A 15,681-nucleotide genomic window follows, 5' to 3' on the forward strand; every position below is an offset into this window, starting at 1 on the left:
TAAATTGCCGTAGGTCTTATTTACAGGACCACGATGCCAGCGTGCTTGGCCTTGTCTTCTGGCTCAACGTGAATGGTGATCTGGCAGTCTTTGACCAGCTCTTTAAGCTTGGCTTCAATCCGGTCGCAAATCTCATGCGCCGCATCCACTGTCATCGCGCCCGGCACCACAAGGTGGAAGTCGATAAAGGTAATCTTTCCCGCCTGTCGCGTGCGGACATCATGGGCTTCTAGCGCGCCGTTTGCCGTGCACGCGATGGCCTCGCGAATAATCTTCTGCGTTTCTGCAGGCACGGCAACGTCCATCAGCCCGCCAACGCTGTCCTTGATCACACCCCACCCGGACCAGATGATGTTGAGCGCCACAAGGGCTGCAAGAATGGAGTCGAGCTGCGCAATGCCGGTCGCATAAACCAGCGCCAGGCCAATCAGCACGCCGATGGTCGACACCACGTCCGTCATCAAATGCTTGCCATCGGCTTCAATGGCAGGCGAGCGCGCCTGACGACCATGGCGGAGCAATACCATTGCCCACACGACATTGATCACCGTCGCACCCGCACTGATCGCCAAACCGAGCGTTGGTGCTTCGGGCATTTCCGGGTTGAGGAAACCCAGCACAGCTTCGCGCAGAATCAATATGGCCGCGACAATGATCATCACGCCCACGATCACCGCTGAGAAGTACTCGGCCTTGTGGTAGCCATAGGGCATGTTGGCATTGGCCGGACGCTGCGCCAGACGCACTGCGATCAGCGCCACAATGGCCGTCACCACATTGACGGTCGATTCAAGCGCGTCCGAATACAGCGCCACCGAGCCAGTCACCCACCACGCCCAGACTTTCAGGCCCAGAACGAGAACCCCAACAACCAGGCTGGTCGATGCTATAGCCAGTGTCTTGTTGGTGATCGCCATGGGCAAAGCTTCCTTGCGGCTGGTAAAAACCTGCCTTACGCCGCTCATGCCTGATCAGCAAGTGCTTGAATTTGCAAACGATTTTCAGAAGCATTCTGAGCAAAGTGCCACAGGCGGCAAGCCATTGATCGACAAGGGTGTTTCCAAAGCTTGCACCCAATCCACAGCTCTTGCGTCCACAAAAAATCCGCGCGCTGGACACTTCAGCTTAATCCGGCAGGCTTGCCTTTGATTGTCATCGGCATTCCGGCGACGACGAAATAGACGTCCTCACACACTTCGGCGAGCCTTTGGTGGGCCGAGCCTGCCAAGTCGCGGAACGTGCGCGCCATGGCAGTGTCGGGCTCAACACCTTGCCCCACTTCATCGGACACCAGGATCACCTTAGTGCCTTTGAGTTCGACCAGCGTGGCACACAGCTCGCTCACCGCATTGGCGACGTCATTATTCAGTTTCAGCATATTGCTGATCCACAGCGTCACGCAGTCCACAAAAATTACATCATGGTTTTTCGACGCTTTGATTAGCGCATGGCACAGCTCAATCGGCTCCTCAATCACGGTGTACCGCATGCCGCCAAGCTGATGCGCGGCGATCCGCTCACGCATGTCGCTGTCGCGCTGCGCGGTGGTGACCAGATAGGCCGGTGTTGTGCCGTTTCTCAGGGTTAGTCGTTCTGCAAAACCGGTCTTGCCGGATCGCGCGCCGCCCAGTACCAAGCAGTGTCTTTCCATCGGATTTTCCTTGCGGGCGGTCGTTGCGCCGAAGCGTCGATGTCCCCTTCTCCAACTCACGCTCCGCACCATCTGTTCCCTCAGGAGCATAATGGTTTGAAAACACCCTGCGGAAGAGACGCATTTTATCCTGAATGCTACTTTCGTCTTAGCGGCTTTCGCATTATGGTCCGCCCCGAAAACAGGCCCTAGCTTGGGACCAATGCGGTCAGCTCCTCCCGGATTCTCGATCGCAGATCCCAGTCCATAGACGGAGTCCCATTCGTGGCGCGTTACTACCTTGGCGTCGATGGCGGCGGTACCAATTGCCGTGTCAGATTAGCGAACGAAAACCTCGAAGTTTTGGCTGAGGTTAAAAACGGTCGTTCCAACCTCCAGATCGATGGCGGCGAGCCTGCCTATCGTGCTATTCTCGATGGCACGCGCGATGTGTTCGCAGCCGCCGGTTTAGATTACGCTGAAACAGCCAATACCTATGCCTGCTTCGGCATGGCTGGTGGTCGTATGGATAGCGCACGCGAGGCTTTCGCCGCTCGTGTGTGGCCCTTCGCGGGCGTAAAGGTTTATGACGATATCGATATCGCCCACGCTGGTGCCCTTGGTGGCACAGAAGGTGGTGTGGTGATCATCGGCACCGGTTCCGCAGCCATGTCCTTGGTTGCAGGCACGCGCTATCAGGCCGGCGGTTGGGGCTTCCCAATCGGCGACCAGATGTCAGGTGCGATTCTGGGACGGGAACTCGTGCGTTACACTGTCGAGGCCGCTGATGGCTTGGTTGAGGGTTCCCCTCTCACCGCCGCCGTCACCGCAGCGCTCGGCGGTTCAAACCAGTCGATTATGACTTGGGCGTTCGCAACAGAGATGGGCTTGCAGCTCCTCAGCCGTGACGGTTCGGAAGGGTGCGACGATGCCCTGATCGGTCGCGCGCCGGGCGAGTACGGTAAACTCATGCCTTTGTTCTTCGACCATCTTGAGCAAAATGATCCAGTTGCCCTCAAGCTTCTGGCCATAGAGCTCAGCTATATCGATACCTACGTTAATTGGTTCAAATCCCATGGCGCGCAGGTTATGGCCATTGTTGGCGGCTTGGGGCAGCGTTTGTTCCCCCGCCTGCAAGAGCGCTATGGTGACTTTGTCGCCTTACCGAAGTACGAACCTCTGCATGGTGCGGTAATCCTCGCCAAACAGAATTTCGCCGCTAAATAGGGGCTAGTCCGTTGTCCAGTCGAATTATTCCAGTGCAGCCCTTTGATTATGTCGTGTTCGGTGCAACCGGCGACCTGACCAAGCGCAAGCTTGTTCCGGCGCTCTATCACCGTTTTAAAGATGGTCAGTTTGACGAGACGAGCCGCATCATTGGCGCGTCGCGTTCCAAGCTCTCTGAAGCCGAATTCCAGAAACTGGTGCGCGACGCGCTCCATACTTTTGTGGAAAAAGATTATCAGGACGAAGCCACAATCGAGCGCTTCGTCTCGATCTGCACCTATGTGCCGGTCGATGCCTCCAAGCCTGACGAGTCAGGCGATCTCGGCGCTGCTCTGCGCGATGACGCGAACATTGTTCGTGCCTTCTATCTGGCCGTAGCGCCCGATCTGTTCGAGCCCATCGCTGAGTATCTCAAGGCCAAGAAGCTTTACCGCCGCGACTCCCGCGTTGTGATTGAAAAGCCGCTCGGCCACGATCTGGAATCGTCGAAGAAGATCAATGACGGCGTCGCCAAGATCTTCCAGGAAGATCAGGTGTACCGCATCGACCACTACCTCGGTAAGGAAACCGTCCAGAACCTGCTGGCTCTGCGTTTCGCCAATACCCTGTTCGAGCCCGTCTGGAACTCGGCCCATATCGATCACGTGCAGCTCACCGTGGCTGAAAGCGTTGGTGCGGGCACCCGTGGTTATTATGACGAATCTGGCGCCCTGCGCGACATGATCCAGAACCACATGCTGCAGCTTCTCTGCCTTGTGGCGATGGAGCCACCAGCATCCGACGATGCCAACGCCCTGCGTGACGAAAAGCTCAAGGTTCTGCGCGCGCTGCGTCCAATCACCAATGGTGAAGTGGCGACCAAGACCGTGCGCGGTCAGTATCGTGGCGTTTCTTCGGAAACCGCCAAGGTCGCGTCCTATCAGGACGAGCTGCCAGAAGAAAAGAAGGGCAGCCGCACCGAGACCTTCGTGGCGCTCAAGGCCGAAATCGACAACTGGCGCTGGGCTGGCGTGCCGTTCTACCTGCGCACCGGTAAGCGCATGGCCGAACGCGTGTCGGAAATCGCCATCCAGTTCAAGCCGATCCCGCACTCGATCTTCGATCACGCCGAAGGCGCGCCGAAGGCCAATAAGCTGATCATCCGCCTACAGCCAGATGAAGGCGTCAAGCTGATGCTGATGATCAAGGACCCAGGTCCAGGCGGCATGCGCCTGCGCGAAGTGCCATTGAACCTTTCCTTTGCTGAAACCTTCTCCGAGCGTACGCCTGAGGCATACGAGCGTCTGCTGATGGATGTGATCCGTGGCAGCCAGACCCTCTTCATGCGTCGTGACGAGCTTGAAGCGGCGTGGTCATGGGTTGACCCGATCCGCGAAGGCTGGGAACGTTCGCCAGACGCTCCGCAAACTTATACAGCGGGCACTTGGGGCCCAACTGGTGCAGTCGCGCTGATCGAGCGCGATGGCCGCACTTGGTACGAAGGAACGAACTAACTTGACTATCGACCGTCGCAGCTTCGCCGATAAGCCCACCTTGGCCAAAGAATTGGCCGAGGCGGTGGCTGACCGCATTCGCCAGTCCATTGCCACCCGTGGCAGTGCGGCAATCGCTGTCTCCGGTGGCTCAACGCCTGGAAAGTTCTTCCAGGTTTTGGGCAAGACCAAAGACATCGAATGGGACAAGGTCACCGTCACCTTGGTTGACGAACGCTGGGTTGATGAAACCTCCGATCGCTCCAACGCGCTTCTCGTCAACGAGAAGATGCTGCAGGGCCCGGCGGCGGTCGCTCGTTTCTTGCCGCTTTATTCTGGTGGCGATGAGCCGACTGATGCGCAGGTCGCCAAGACCAACGCGCTGTTGTCGGCGCTGCCGGACACTTTTGCCGCCGTCATTCTGGGCATGGGGAGCGACGGTCACACCGCCAGCTTCTTCCCTGGCGGCGACACGCTCGACGCAGCGCTGACCCAAGAGGGCCCAACCCTCTCGATCCGCGCTCCGGGCGCAGGCGAAAGCCGCATTACCTTTACTCTGCCGCGTCTGCTCAAGACCGATTGCCTCTATCTGCACATTGAAGGGCAGGAAAAGGCTGACGTGCTTGAGGCTGCGCTGGCCGATGGTCCGGTGGCCGATATGCCAGTCCGGGCTGTGCTGCGCTCCGGCGCGCCACTCTCTGTTTACTGGTGTCCATAAACTCCTGGAGCGGTCCCCAATCGACCGCTCTGGCCGTTTGAGGCTGCCAGTCTTTTGATGCAAGGCCCATCCGCGCCAGCGGCCCCCCTTTGGCGCGTCCTTGCGAGCTATGGAGATCCAAATGAGTGTCCGTCAGGCTATCCAGGACGTGACCGACCGTATTGCCGCGCGCAGCCGTGATTCGCGCCGGGAATACCTCAACCGCCTCGAAGCGCAGCGTGAGACATCCGTCCACCGTGCCCATCTCGGTTGTGGCAACCTCGCACATGCTTTTGCCGCCTGTACTCCGGCAGAAAAAGCAGCTCTAGCGGGCAGCAAGACACTCAATTTGGGCATCGTCACCAGCTACAATGATATGCTGAGTGCCCATCAGCCTTACCAATTCTACCCAGACATCATCAAAGAAGCGGCCCGCGAAATCGGCGCAACCGCACAGGTTGCCGGTGGCGTTCCGGCCATGTGCGATGGCGTTACCCAGGGTTACGCTGGCATGGACCTCTCGCTCTTCTCGCGAGACGTCATCGCCATGTCGACCGCTATTGCGCTCTCGCACAATATGTTCGACGCCGCCGTCTATCTCGGCATTTGCGACAAGATCGTTCCCGGCCTCATGGTCGGCGCACTGACCTTTGGTCACTTGCCCGCCGTGTTTGTTCCTGCTGGCCCCATGCCATCGGGCCTGCCCAATGAAGACAAGAGCCGCGTGCGTCAGCTCTTCATGGAAGGCAAGGTCGGCCGCGCTGAACTCTTGGAAGCTGAAAGCAAGTCCTACCACTCGGCAGGCACCTGCACCTTCTACGGCACGGCGAACTCAAACCAGATGCTCATGGAAATCATGGGCCTGCACCTGCCAGGCGCAAGCTTCATCAATCCCGGTACGCCGCTGCGCGATGCGCTGACCCGCGAAGCGACGCGCCGCGCCCTCTCGCTCACCGATCAGGGCAATAATTACACGCCAATCGGTCACATCGTCGATGAGAAGGCCATCGTCAACGCTATGGTTGGCCTGCATGCGACCGGTGGTTCGACCAACCACACCATGCACATCATCGCCATTGCTGCCGCTGCCGGTCTGAAGGTCACTTGGGACGATATGAGCGACCTTTCGGATGCGACCCCGCTTCTGGCGCGCGTCTATCCAAATGGCGTGGCCGACGTGAACCATTTCAATGCGGCTGGCGGCATGGGCTTCCTCATCAAGGAACTGCTCTCCGATGGCTATCTGCACGAAGACGTCAAAACCGTCTGGGGCACGGGCCTTTCGGGCTATGGCGTTGAAGCCAAGCTTATCGAGGACAAGCTAGCCCACACGCCCGCTCCCGATGAAAGCGCGCTGCCAAAGGTTCTGACCTCGGTCAAAACCCCATTCCAGACCTCTGGTGGCTTAAAGCTTCTCACCGGCAATCTCGGTCGTTCCGTCATCAAGGTGTCGGCTGTTAAGCCTGAACACCGCATCGTTGAAGCCCGCGCGCGCGTCTTCCACGGCCAACAGGCCATGCAGGACGCGTTCAAGGCCGGCGAGCTGACCGGCGATGTGATCGCCGTCGTTCGCTTCTCCGGTCCCAAGGCCATGGGCATGCCCGAGCTGCATAAGCTCACCCCAGCCCTCGCCATCCTTCAGGATCGCGGCTTCAAGGTTGCTTTGGTTACAGACGGCCGCATGTCCGGCGCCTCGGGCAAGGTCCCAGCCGCCATCCACATGACCCCAGAAGCCATGCAGGGGGGGCCGATTGCCAAAATCCGCGACGGCGATTTGATCCGCCTCGACGCTGAAGCGGGCACGCTGACCTTCCTTGGCGACCAGGTCGAATTCGACGCCCGTCCTTCGGCCTCGGAAGATTTGACCAATGAACACTGGGGCACCGGCCGCGAACTCTTCGCCGGCTTCCGCGCCCTCGTCGGCGCCGCCGACCACGGCGCCAGCGTCTTCAGCTAAGCCCGATTTATAACATGAATGCAAAAAGGCCCCCACCGGGGCCTTTTTTATGCCTTTCCCTTTGGAGCCAAAATCGCCTTCTCAGGTGAAGACCCTTCTTCTCCCTCCCCTTGAGTGGGAAGGCCGGGGTGGGGTGATTGCATCCCTCCATCTACCTCGCCCTACGGTGCTACGCAGCGGCGGCACACTCGGTCCAATCCCTCCCCCTACCAGGGTGAGGTTAGGTGGCGGTAACGCCCCCCGGATCAAAACCCGCCCTTACGTCGTTCCTCTCCAAATCAGTTTTGGAGCCTTCATGTCTGCCCCCGATAGCTTTCGCCTGCGTCCGCTGGAACGCGAGGATCTGCGCTTCGTGCACAGCCTCGACAACAATGCCACCGTCATGCGCTATTGGTTTGAAGAGCCGTTTGAAACTTTTGACGAGCTGCTGGGTCTTTACGAAGACCACATTCACGATCAAACCGAACGCCGTTTTGTCGCCGAAGACGCGGGTACGCCCGTCGGCCTCGTAGAGCTGGTGGAAATAAACCACATTCATCGCCGCGCCGAATTCCAGATCATCGTCGCCCCCGATCATCAGGGCAAAGGCTATGCGGGAAAAGCGGCCCGCGCAGCGCTCGAATACGGCTTTGCGGTCCTAAACCTGCACAAGCTCTATCTCGTCGTCGACAAGGACAACGCCCGCGCGCTCCACATCTATCAAAAACTCGGCTTCATCATCGAGGGCGAGTTGAAAGACGAGTTTTTCGTGCACGGTGAATACCGAACCGTCCTACGCATGTGCCTATTCCAAGCCGATCACCTCAAGAGCCTAGCCTCAGAAAAGGCCTAGGACACACACCGTCCCTCCTGCCTCCCCCGCGACGGGGAGGGGCCGGGGCGGGGCGGCTAAACCCCGCAAGCCCCCTCGTGACGATTGGACCATCAAAGGTGCCGATCAGCTCTTGCACCCCAGCCGAGGAGCGCGGATATGTGGGGCAGAGTTGAGAGAGTAAGACTATGCCCCGGTCATTTGCACAATTGCAGCGCGTGTTTGTCGCCAACGATCTAACGCTTGGTGCGAGCGTCGAGATGAACAAGGACCAGTCCCTTTACCTCGCGGCTGTCCTGCGCAAATCCGTGGGCGACGAGGTGGTGCTCTTTAACGGTCGCGACGGCGCTTGGCTTTGCCGTCTCACATCCGATTCAAAAAAGCATGTGATCCTGCAAACCGTCGAGCAGATCGCCCCGCAGTCCCCAGCAACCGACTTCTGGTATGGCTTCGCGCCGCTCAAAAATGAGCGTCTCGATTATGTCATCCAAAAAGCGGTGGAGATGGGCGCGAGCACCATCCAGCCGGTGATGACCGAATATACGCAAGTCCATCGCCTGAAGATGGAACGCCTTTCCGCCAATGCCATTGAAGCTGCCGAGCAATGCGAGGTTCTCAATGTGCCTGAAATTGCGCCTGAAGTGACGTTGACGCGACTGATCGAAACTTGGGGCGAGGTACACGGCGACCGCATTCTGATTTTTGCCGATGAGGGCGAAGCATCGTCTTCCCCTGTTCAGCAACTGACAAATATTGCAGGCCAAAAATTTGGCCTGATCGTCGGTCCGGAGGGTGGGTTCTCGGACGCAGAGCGCGAAAAACTGCGCTCATTAGAATATGTTAGGCCGATTAGCCTAGGTCCTCGCATCCTGCGCGCGGATACGGCGGCGGTGGCTGCAATGGCGGTTATCCAAGCGACCATCGGTGATTGGCGATAAAAGGCGATTGCTTTCCGCCTTGCGGTGGTTATGTTCGCCGCGCACTTTATGGTTGCAAGCTTCGAGGACTATATGGCCGGCGCCAAAACCACTCCGCTGATTGAATCGCGTAACGACCTCATCGAGGCAATGTCGCGCGGGTGCAAACCCGCAGATCAGTGGCGCATTGGCACCGAGCACGAAAAGCACGTCTTCTATACCAATCCGCTGGATTCGGTCCCTTATGCCGGTGACCGCGGGATCAAGGCTCTGCTTGAGGGCGTGGCCAAGGAAACCGGCTGGACGCCCTTCTATGATGGCGAAAACGCCATTGGCCTGAGCAATACCGCAGGCGCTGGCGGCGTGTCGCTTGAGCCGGGTGGTCAGTTTGAGCTGTCGGGTGCGCCACTCGAAACCATTCACCAGACCGCCGATGAACTGGCGCAACACATGGCCATTTCCAAAAAGGTGGCCGGTGAGCTGGGCATTCACTTCCTCGGCCTCGGCGTAACCCCACTGTGGTCCGTCGAGCAGATCAAGGCCATGCCAAAGTCGCGCTACGGCATCATGACCGACTATATGGGCCGCACGGGCACGCTCGGGACATCGATGATGTACCGCTCGGCCACAGTGCAGACCAATCTCGATTTTTCGAGCGAAGCCGACATGGTCAAGAAGCTGCGCGTCTCGGTTGCGCTGCAGCCGATTGCGACCGCGCTCTTTGCCAATTCGCCCTTCGTCGATGGCAAGGACAGTGGCTTCCTCAGCTTCCGCAGCCACATCTGGCTCAACACCGATAATGACCGCACCGGCATGCTCCCCTTCGCCTTTGAAGAAGGCTTTGGGTTCGAGCAATATGCCGATTATGCGCTCGACGTCCCGATGTACTTCGTCATTCGCGACGGCAAGTACATCAATGTTGCGGGCGAAAGCTTCCGCGCTTTCCTCGATGGTGCGCTGCCGCAGCTGCCGGGCGAAAAGCCAACCATTGGCGATTGGGAAGATCACCTCTCGACCATTTTCCCCGAAGTGCGGATGAAGCAGTTCCTCGAAATGCGCGGCGCTGACATGGGCGACGAACGCCATGTGGTGGCGCTCTCCGCCTTCTGGACGGGCCTGCTTTATGACGAAACCTCGCTCGAAGCCGCGTGGGAGCTGGTCAAAAACTGGACGCATGAAGAGCGCGAATATCTGCGCTCCGAAGTCCCGCGTCTGGGGCTGAACACGCCGTTTGATCGCTCAACCCTGTTCGATATCGCAGCACAAGCTGTGGGCATCGCTTCGGCGGGACTTGCGCGCCGCAATCGTCTCAACGCCAAGGGCGAAGACGAAAGCATCCACATTGCACCGCTCGAAGAAACCGTACGCAGCGGAAAGAGCCCGGCCGAAGTGTGGCTCGACCGCTTCCACAACGAATGGAACGGCGACATCACCCCCATCTTCAAGGCCGCTGAGCTTTAGGAAGCTCTTGCCCTAAAGCTCCGTCTCGTCCATACGCCTCCATACATTAGCGATGGAGGCGAGTATGCGCGTTTTGGTCATTGGTTCCGGTGGTCGTGAACATGCGCTCGCTTGGAAGATCGCGCAGTCGCCAGAGGTCGAGGCGGTCTTTGTTGCGCCGGGCAATGGCGGAACAGATGGCGTCGCCACCAATCTTTCCATCGACGTCACCGACCATGCCGCGGTCATCGCTGCGGCCAAAGACCAAAACATTGATTTCGTCGTCGTCGGCCCCGACGCACAAGTGGTCGCCGGTCTCGGCGACGATGTGCGCGCCGCGGGGATCGCCTGCTTCTGCCCCTCGAAAGAAGCGGGCCAGCTCGAAGGCTCTAAGGGTTTTACCAAAGCCCTCTGCGACGAGTTCGATATTCCCACCGCTGGCTATGCCCGCTTTGAAGATGAAGCCAGCGCGCTGGCCTATCTCTACACCGCTGGCGCCCCCATTGTGATCAAGGCTGATGGCCTGGCCGCTGGCAAGGGCGTCACTGTCGCCATGAATGTGGAAGATGCAGAAGAAGCAGTTATTGATTGCTTCTCCGGCGCCTTTGGCGCATCGGGCGCAAGCGTCGTCATCGAAGACTTTATGGAAGGCGAGGAGGTCAGCCTCTTTGTTCTCTGCGACGGCGAAGCGATCTTGCCGCTGACCACGGCGCAGGATCACAAGCGCGCCTTTGATGGCGATGTTGGCCCGAACACGGGCGGCATGGGCGCGTATTCGCCAGCGCCCGTCATGACCCGCGAAGTTTATGACGAGGTCATGAAAACCATCATTGAGCCGACCGTACGCGGCATGGCGCAGCGCGGCACGCCCTATGCTGGTGTGCTCTATGCCGGGTTGATGCTCACAGCCGATGGTCCCAAGCTTGTCGAATACAACGCGCGCTTTGGCGATCCGGAAACGCAAGTGCTGATGATGCGCATGAAGAGCGACATTGTTCCGCTGCTCTACGCTGTCGCCACCGGCACACTGGCAGGCAAGGATGTCGAGTGGCACGACCAATATGCGCTGACCGTGATCATGGCGACCAAGGGCTATCCCGGCGACTATCACAAGGGCAGCGAGATCTTTGGCGCTGAAGGGCTCGACACTGACAATTTGATGGTCTTCCACGCCGGAACAAAGCGCGATGGCACCCGTTTATTGGCCAATGGGGGGCGAGTGCTCAATGTCACCGCTCTCGGTGGTACGGTGAGCGAGGCGCAGAAGCGTGCATATGCCGGTGTGGATGCCATTTCTTGGCCAGAAGGCTTCGCCCGCCGCGACATTGGCTGGCGTGAGATTGCCCGCGAAGGCAACTGAACCCTTTCTCAACCCGCCCTCAGTAAGCTCGGCGCGTTCGGACACGAACCGAGCGCAGACGGGTTCTGACCTCACACCTCGTCACCTTCGAGGATTGGCTTACGCCCAAGCTCTGCGCGCCGGAGAGAAGGAGCGGAGCCAAATGGTGTTTTCTGGTGGCCCACGCATTGGCATTGCGCTCGGCGGTGGTTCGGCCCGTGGGCTGACGCATATTCCCTATATTGAGGCGATGGATGAGCTTGGGCTCAAACCGAGTGTCATCGCTGGCACCTCCATTGGCGCGCTCATCGGCGCTGGCTGGGCTTCGGGAATGACCGGGCAAGAGCTGCGCGAGCATTCCATCAAGGTCTTGGGAACCATGCGGATCATCGCTGGGCGCCTGTGGTCAACCCAGGTGCGCGGATTGGGGAGCCTCTTCAAGCAAGGCATTCCCACTCAGCTCGACGGCATGCATGTCGTCGAGGCTTTCTTGCCCGAGCATTTCCCGACAAGCTTTCATGAGCTGAAAATCCCCCTGCGTGTCGTCGCCACGGATTTTCGCAGCTGGCACCAAGTGGTGTTTGCCCAGGGCCTCTTACAACCCGCAATTGCCGGATCGATTGCCATCCCCAGCCTCTTCAAGCCGGTGCTGCATGCCGGACATATGTTGGTGGATGGCGGCGTGGTCAATCCTCTGCCGCTCGACCAAGTCGATTTGGACAGCGACTTCACCATCGGCATCGATGTCGTCGGCGATCCATCCGAAGGGCTCAATCGAACCGATTTTGGCGCGATTGATATGTGGTTTGGTTCGGCCTCGATCATGATGCACTCGCTCACTGCTCATATGATCGCCGCCTATCCGCCAGACATGTATATCCGCCCCAAGGTCGCCAGCTTTGGCGCGATGGAATATTGGCGGGTGAAGGATATTCTGGCCAGCGTCGAAGGCGAGAAGGACCGCTTCAAGCGGCTGCTGGCCCAGCGCATCGAAGACTATATTCAGGGACGCTTGGAGGCGGCACAACCCGCTCCGCGCTCATAGCCTATTGGTGCATCACCACAACTGTTCCGCGCTTCTGCTTGGATTGCGCCCGCGCATGTGCATCGGGCAATTGCGGGAACGGAACGATGGTGTCGATGAGGGGCGTAAAATGCCCCTTTTCTGCAAGCTCAGCGAGAAGGGAAATGTCTTCCACGCGCTCGGCCGCAGGCCCTGCGATCATCTTGGTGCCGTGAGGGCCGGGGACAAGCGCGGCGAGCATTTCCTTGAGCGTACCCGCGACCGACAAATAGCGCCCCTTGGGCTTGAGCAAGCGCTGGGCGGACTTGAAATCCAAGGCATCAGCGCAGTCCGCGATAATATCAAACCCCAGATTAAGACCGGCGAGCGGGGTGATTTTATAGTCGATCACCCGGTCGAACTTCCGCTCACTGAGCAGATCGATATTGCCCGTACTGGTCACAGCGCTCACACGCGCGCCACGATGCTGGGCCAATTGCGCCAAGGCATGGCCAACAGTGCCCGTTGCCCCAATAATCAGTATGCTCTCGCCGGGACGGAGCTTGGCCTGACGCAGAAAGTGCAGCGCCGTTGAACCGCCAAAGCACAGCGCCGCGCCTTGTTCAAAACTCAGACCAGCGGGCAGCTTGGCGATACGGCCATTGGCGGGCATAGCGATGAACTCGGCATGAGCGCCCATCTTGCCACCGGGGAAACCGAATACACGGTCCCCCACCTGAAAGCGGCTGACCTCTGCACCTACGGCCTCAACGACGCCTGAAAATTCCGTGCCCATAATCGGCTGGCGGGGGCCGGACCAGCCTAAGGCGAGCCGGGCCATCGTGCGCATCCCTTTGGGGATATCAAAGCCGCGCACCCGAACATCTCCCGAGTTGACGGAGCTGGCGATGATGCGGACCAAAACCTCGTCCGAGGCCGGTTCTGGTTTGGTAACATCCTCAAGGCTCAGAACATTCGGCCCGCCGTATCGACGCGCGACATATGCCTTCACACCGCACCACCCTCAAAATGTCTTGGGATTGTTTCGCTAGTCTTATTCTATATTTTCCGGCGTGAAATCAGAATTTACTGCCAAAGAGCAGAGCTCGCAGCCTAACGCGATGATTCAACTACGAAGTACGTAGTTTTCGAAAGAAGCTTATCAACATATTTTCTGCGCGCTCCGCCGATAGGCCCGAAATAACTTCGGGTCTATGGTGGCAGGTTGGCTGATCAAAGAGGCGTACGCCGTTTTCGACAGCACCGGCCTTCACATCCTCAGCCGCATAATAGACGCGCCGCACTCGGGCGTGGGCGATGGCCCCGGCGCACATGGCGCAGGGTTCCAGCGTCACATAGAGATCGCATCCATCGAGCCGCCCCGTGCCGCGAACAGCCAGGGCCGTGCGAATGGCCAGAAACTCGGCATGGGCTGTTGGGTCCTTCAGCGCCTGCATGCGATTGCGTTCTGCAGCCAGAATGCGCGTCCCCTCGACAACCACCGCACCGACAGGCGCTTCCCCCAGTGCTGCAGCCTCTTCGGCCAGCGACAGAGCAAGCTCCATAGGTTTTAAGGTCGTCTCAGTCACTGATTGCTCGGGTGATAATCGTCAATATTGATCGCCGCTTTGAGCGCATTGATGGACTGGGCGTCCCATCCCGGCGGATCGGTGACCGCCACCCAGGCGTCAATGTAGTCGTGCGGCGAATAAACGTGTCCGTACCCCACGGGCGCAGTTTGCGCCAGAGCCGCATCCACCGCCAGCTGTAGGAAGGTGACGATCGGATACCAGTTCAGCGCAGGGGAAACATCGGGCCCGGTGGGTTGGCTCAGCCAATCAGGCCGCGTCCAATCGGTGTCAAAATTGAAGAACACAATCGGATCGGAGGCGTATTGCAGGAACACAATCCGCATCGGCCCCCATGGCGTATCGTCCCAGTCTTCGGGGCGCGATTGGTTCATGAAGCGCACGGCCGAGCTATTGCCAAACTTTGGCAGCCACTGCGGTGTCCCCGCAAGGCGGAAGTCCGTCGCATGTTTCCAGATCGGGCTCGAAAACGGTGGTCCCGCCCACAGCGCGCCATCAAACGGGTCGCCCAAAACATCATAAACGGTCGTGGCGTTTTGTGAGGCGATTGCGCCAAGGCTGAGCCCGTGCAGATAGAGCTTGGGCCGAGAGGTTTTGGGCAGCGTCGTCCAATATTGATAGACGGCGCTAAACAATGCACTGGCCGTTTCCGCACCATATTCGGGCTCGATTAGCAGCGAGAGCACGCTGGGGAGATAGGAATATTGCACAGCAACCGTCGCGACATCGCCGTGGAAAAGATACTCCAACGTATCAATCGCGGCAGGGTCCACCCAGCCCGTTCCCACCGGCATAGCAAGGACCAAAGCGGCGCGGTCAAAGGCTCCGATCCGCTTGAGCTCGTCGAGTGCCAATTGCACCCGCGCCTCGACATTGGGCGCTGACCGCAGACCGACATAGGTGCGCAGTGGTTCAATCGCTGGCCGGCCGGTCACTTGCGTGATGTCCTCGGCGCTCTTGTGATCCAAGAGATAGCGACGACTGTCGCGACCAATGGTTTCCCATTCAATCAGCGACTGCGGGGACCCCGTTTGATGCCACTCAGCTGGCGGCGCAGCATCGGTCGAAATCACCGCGTCGAGTTGCTCATAAAATCGCTCAGCACCGCGCAAGGCAGCGCGCCAAACCAGATTGTTGAACAGCAAAGTCACGACCAGACCGACGAGCGTGATCGACAGGACCAAGGCCACCCGCCGTGGCATGTGCGGCATCAGCCAGGACCAGACCAGACGAATGAGTGTGACCAATGCTTTTCCAACCACCAGAAAGGCGATGGATACGGGCGCTGCGACGAGGGCGATGATGAGGGGCTGATATTCGTCCACCTCCGGCAGGCCCATGACGGCGCGGACCGAGTTCTGCCAGCCGGTCGTCCAATAGAGTGCGATCAGCACCAGCGCGATGCACCCCAGCGCAGCGGTAATACCCAAAACACGGGTGATCCGGCCGGGCGGCACTCGCAGCCCCAGAAAGCCCCAGAACCAATGGATAAGATTGCCAAAGCCATAGCCAACGGCAAAACACGCCCCCGACAGCACGCCTTGCGCAACTTCGGATCGCGGCAGCAGTGATGGTGTCAGTGAGGCGGCAAAAAACATC

The 15,681-nt window shown here is 59.0% G+C and carries 14 protein-coding genes; 9 read left to right on the top strand and 5 right to left on the bottom strand.

Annotation, left to right across the window (positions count from 1 at the left end; translation table 11 throughout):
• Positions 1–20: 20 nt before the first annotated feature.
• Both H4N61_RS02215 and H4N61_RS02220 read right to left on the bottom strand, forming a co-directional pair.
• Positions 21–917 (bottom strand): cation diffusion facilitator family transporter, encoded by an 897-nt coding sequence (locus tag H4N61_RS02215; protein ID WP_169195928.1) that lies wholly within the window; start codon positions 915–917, stop codon positions 21–23.
• A 203-nt stretch (positions 918–1,120) separates the two neighbouring features.
• Complete coding sequence (locus H4N61_RS02220; RefSeq protein ID WP_248306553.1) at positions 1,121–1,723, bottom strand: bifunctional adenosylcobinamide kinase/adenosylcobinamide-phosphate guanylyltransferase; 603 nt, start codon at positions 1,721–1,723, stop codon at positions 1,121–1,123.
• 192 nt (positions 1,724–1,915) lie between these two features.
• Between H4N61_RS02220 and H4N61_RS02225 the strand changes: the two genes are divergently transcribed.
• The 9 genes from H4N61_RS02225 (at position 1,916) to H4N61_RS02265 (ending at position 12,535) form a co-directional block, all read left to right on the top strand.
• The gene (locus H4N61_RS02225; RefSeq protein WP_169195840.1) at positions 1,916–2,857 is read left to right on the top strand and encodes a BadF/BadG/BcrA/BcrD ATPase family protein; all 942 of its coding nucleotides are present in this window, start codon (positions 1,916–1,918) and stop codon (positions 2,855–2,857) included.
• 11 nt (positions 2,858–2,868) lie between these two features.
• Positions 2,869–4,350, top strand: coding sequence for a glucose-6-phosphate dehydrogenase (zwf, locus tag H4N61_RS02230; RefSeq protein WP_169195841.1), 1,482 nt, complete (start codon positions 2,869–2,871; stop codon positions 4,348–4,350).
• 1 nt (position 4,351) lies between these two features.
• Positions 4,352–5,047, top strand: coding sequence for a 6-phosphogluconolactonase (pgl, locus tag H4N61_RS02235; RefSeq protein WP_248306025.1), 696 nt, complete (start codon positions 4,352–4,354; stop codon positions 5,045–5,047).
• A 121-nt stretch (positions 5,048–5,168) separates the two neighbouring features.
• The gene (edd, locus tag H4N61_RS02240; RefSeq protein WP_169195843.1) at positions 5,169–6,983 is read left to right on the top strand and encodes a phosphogluconate dehydratase; all 1,815 of its coding nucleotides are present in this window, start codon (positions 5,169–5,171) and stop codon (positions 6,981–6,983) included.
• Between the two features lie 295 nt (positions 6,984–7,278).
• Positions 7,279–7,815, top strand: coding sequence for a spermidine N1-acetyltransferase (gene speG / locus H4N61_RS02245; RefSeq protein WP_182394827.1), 537 nt, complete (start codon positions 7,279–7,281; stop codon positions 7,813–7,815).
• A gap of 167 nt (positions 7,816–7,982) precedes the next feature.
• Entirely contained in the window at positions 7,983–8,732 is a 750-nt protein-coding gene (locus H4N61_RS02250) for a 16S rRNA (uracil(1498)-N(3))-methyltransferase (protein ID WP_169195845.1), read from the top strand.
• Positions 8,733–8,804: 72 nt separating this feature from the next.
• The gene (locus tag H4N61_RS02255; RefSeq protein ID WP_169195846.1) at positions 8,805–10,172 is read left to right on the top strand and encodes a glutamate--cysteine ligase; all 1,368 of its coding nucleotides are present in this window, start codon (positions 8,805–8,807) and stop codon (positions 10,170–10,172) included.
• A 64-nt stretch (positions 10,173–10,236) separates the two neighbouring features.
• Entirely contained in the window at positions 10,237–11,511 is a 1,275-nt protein-coding gene (gene purD, locus H4N61_RS02260) for a phosphoribosylamine--glycine ligase (RefSeq protein WP_182394828.1), read from the top strand.
• Positions 11,512–11,653: 142 nt separating this feature from the next.
• Entirely contained in the window at positions 11,654–12,535 is an 882-nt protein-coding gene (locus tag H4N61_RS02265; protein WP_169195848.1) for a patatin-like phospholipase family protein, read from the top strand.
• Position 12,536: 1 nt separating this feature from the next.
• Here the strand turns inward: H4N61_RS02265 and H4N61_RS02270 are convergent, their stop codons facing one another.
• The 3 genes from H4N61_RS02270 to H4N61_RS02280 form a co-directional block, all read right to left on the bottom strand.
• A complete protein-coding gene (locus tag H4N61_RS02270; RefSeq protein WP_169195849.1) occupies positions 12,537–13,505 on the bottom strand; it encodes an NAD(P)-dependent alcohol dehydrogenase in 969 nt (322 codons plus the stop codon).
• Between the two features lie 118 nt (positions 13,506–13,623).
• The gene (locus H4N61_RS02275) at positions 13,624–14,058 is read right to left on the bottom strand and encodes a nucleoside deaminase (RefSeq protein ID WP_169195930.1); all 435 of its coding nucleotides are present in this window, start codon (positions 14,056–14,058) and stop codon (positions 13,624–13,626) included.
• Between the two features lie 20 nt (positions 14,059–14,078).
• Positions 14,079–15,680 (bottom strand): alpha/beta-hydrolase family protein, encoded by a 1,602-nt coding sequence (locus H4N61_RS02280; RefSeq protein ID WP_248306026.1) that lies wholly within the window; start codon positions 15,678–15,680, stop codon positions 14,079–14,081.
• Position 15,681 lies beyond the last annotated feature (1 nt).

It is taken from the genome of Devosia sp. MC521, assembly GCF_014127105.1.
GTDB lineage: Bacteria > Pseudomonadota > Alphaproteobacteria > Rhizobiales > Devosiaceae > Devosia.